Origin of the sequence: uncultured Leptotrichia sp. (genome assembly GCF_938036635.1) — a bacterium.
GTDB lineage: Bacteria > Fusobacteriota > Fusobacteriia > Fusobacteriales > Leptotrichiaceae > Leptotrichia > Leptotrichia hongkongensis.
Genome location: NZ_CALHQO010000449.1, coordinates 1 through 2071, shown reverse-complemented (window position 1 = coordinate 2071; position 2071 = coordinate 1). Strand labels below are relative to the sequence as shown.

At 28.2% G+C, this 2071-nt stretch carries 2 protein-coding genes; both read right to left on the bottom strand.

The window, feature by feature from the left end; translation table 11 throughout:
* Nucleotides 1-195: 195 nt before the first annotated feature.
* The gene (locus Q0370_RS08940) at nucleotides 196-1050 is read right to left on the bottom strand and encodes a hypothetical protein (protein ID WP_299574836.1); all 855 of its coding nucleotides are present in this window, start codon (nucleotides 1048-1050) and stop codon (nucleotides 196-198) included.
* A gap of 80 nt (nucleotides 1051-1130) precedes the next feature.
* Nucleotides 1131-1760: an imidazole glycerol phosphate synthase subunit HisH gene (gene hisH / locus Q0370_RS08935; protein WP_299574833.1), complete on the bottom strand. Its 630-nt coding sequence runs from the start codon at nucleotides 1758-1760 to the stop codon at nucleotides 1131-1133.
* Nucleotides 1761-2071 lie beyond the last annotated feature (311 nt).

Here is a 2071-nt window from a genome sequence, read left to right as displayed (position 1 = left end):
AAGCTATCATCCCAATTCAACGACAGTGATGCCGGCTCCTCCGAACTGGACGTGTTCGTCTGCAAAATTTTTCAAAAAAGTTAAGTCATTCCAAAACACAAAGGAAAAATCTTAATATAAAAATCCTAATATTTGGAATATCTGCTTCAACAATCATACTCGAAATTCTAACTTTGATAGAAAATCTCAAAAATACTAATCAAACATTCTTATTTTATCCAAATTTTTTTGAAATATTTTCTTATTATTGTAAAAATCAGTTTTATTTGCCTTTGCCAGCTCCGATTTTATATACCAGTTTTGATACCTGTTGTAATACAATATTTCTTCACTTGGCTTATTTTTCCCTTCAAAATTTTCATAATAAAAATCAATTGCATCCTGCGTACGATTCTCATTTAAATAAAAGCTTATTGCAAACCATCCCATCGTCAATTTGTATGCCCACGCCTGCTCATCAGAAATACGTGATTCTTCCGTTTTTATTTTATCATCACACATCTTCATAATGGAATTTAAACTTGCAAGGGCCGCTTTTTCATCATTTTTCATAACATTCCAGATTGCATCTCTTCCTATCGTATATGTTACAGCAATTCTAGTGATTAAATAATCAGGATATTCCCTTTTAAGTTTTTCATAATTTTTATCAAACGCTGCTGTATCTCCTTTGTTAGCATAATACATATTTGAAAAAAATAATTTTGACACTTCATAAGGGTTATATTTTTCATACCGCTTAAAATTATTTAATTTTTCAGCATCACTTTTTCCAAGTGCATTATAAATATTTATCAAATTTTCTGATAACACAAAATTCTTCTCATTCTTTTTCAGCAATGCTTCAATTTTTAATGCCAAATTTTTTACTTTTTCCCTATCAGGTTCACTCACTACATTAGGTATTTCTTTATCCAGTTCTATTGTTTTTAATATTATTTCCTGAGAAACTCCTAATTTTGACAAATCCTGCCTTATCATTTCACTTCGGCTTTTAGCATTCATATTCACTGATGCAAGAAGACCTATCAGTAATATTATTTTTTTCATAAATACCTCTTCTCAATTAAAAAATAAGTTATCAAAATCAAAAAATCAATAAACTAAGTAAAATAATCGTAATGTTACTTTTATTTTATTAATTCTCCCCAGTTTTTCAATAACTTCAATCCAGTATCTCCACTTTTTTCAGGATGAAACTGCATTCCATAGACATTTTCATTTTTTACAATTCCAGGTATTTTTGTTCCATACTCTGAATATGCGACAATATTTTTCATATCTGTTTTTGCAAAATATGAATGAACATAATAAACATATTCATTATTGTCTACATTTTTTAAAATTTTATCATCTTTAAATCCATCATTTATGGCTAAACTATTCCATCCCATATGAGGTATTTTCAAATCAGAGTTTTCAGGAATATATTTTTTTATTTCCTCAACAGTTCCATTTATAAGACCAAGTCCTTCATATTCACCATATTCATAACTTTTTTCAAAAAGCATCTGCATACCAAGACAAATTACCAAAAACGTCTTTCCTTTTTTCGCTTCACTTATCAAAGTCTCTTTTAGCCCATATTTTTCCAAATTCCCAATAGCATCTCTAAAAGCCCCGACTCCTGGCAATATTATCCCCTTAGCATTTTTTATCTCTTCAATATCATTAGTCAGCTTCGTATCCAGTCCGACATAGTTTAAAGAAGAAAGCAAGGAAAAAAGGTTTCCTACTCCATAATCAATCACTGCTATCATAATTTAAAATTTCCCTTTCTATTTTATTGTTTATTTATACACTTCATTATTTTGTTTTATCAATTCTATCCTTCTATTATTCAATTTACCAGATAAAGTTAGTGTTTCTATTTCTTTTATATTATTCCCAGTATTTAAAATTTCATTCATTATTTTTTGTGCTTCATATTTTTCTTTTGAAATATCCTTTGATTCATTAATTACTTTTATAAAATTTTATTGCTTGTAGCGAATCCCATTTTATATTTTGAATAGAAGTTATCATTGCTTGCTTCTGCATTTTATTTTCCCAAATATATTTCTTTATTCTT

Coding starts and splice junctions, on each gene's coding strand:
- Q0370_RS08940 (WP_299574836.1), bottom strand. CDS start 1,050: ATGAAAAAAATAATATTACTGATAGGTCTTCTTGCATCAGTGAATATG.
- hisH (WP_299574833.1), bottom strand. CDS start 1,760: ATGATAGCAGTGATTGATTATGGAGTAGGAAACCTTTTTTCCTTGCTT.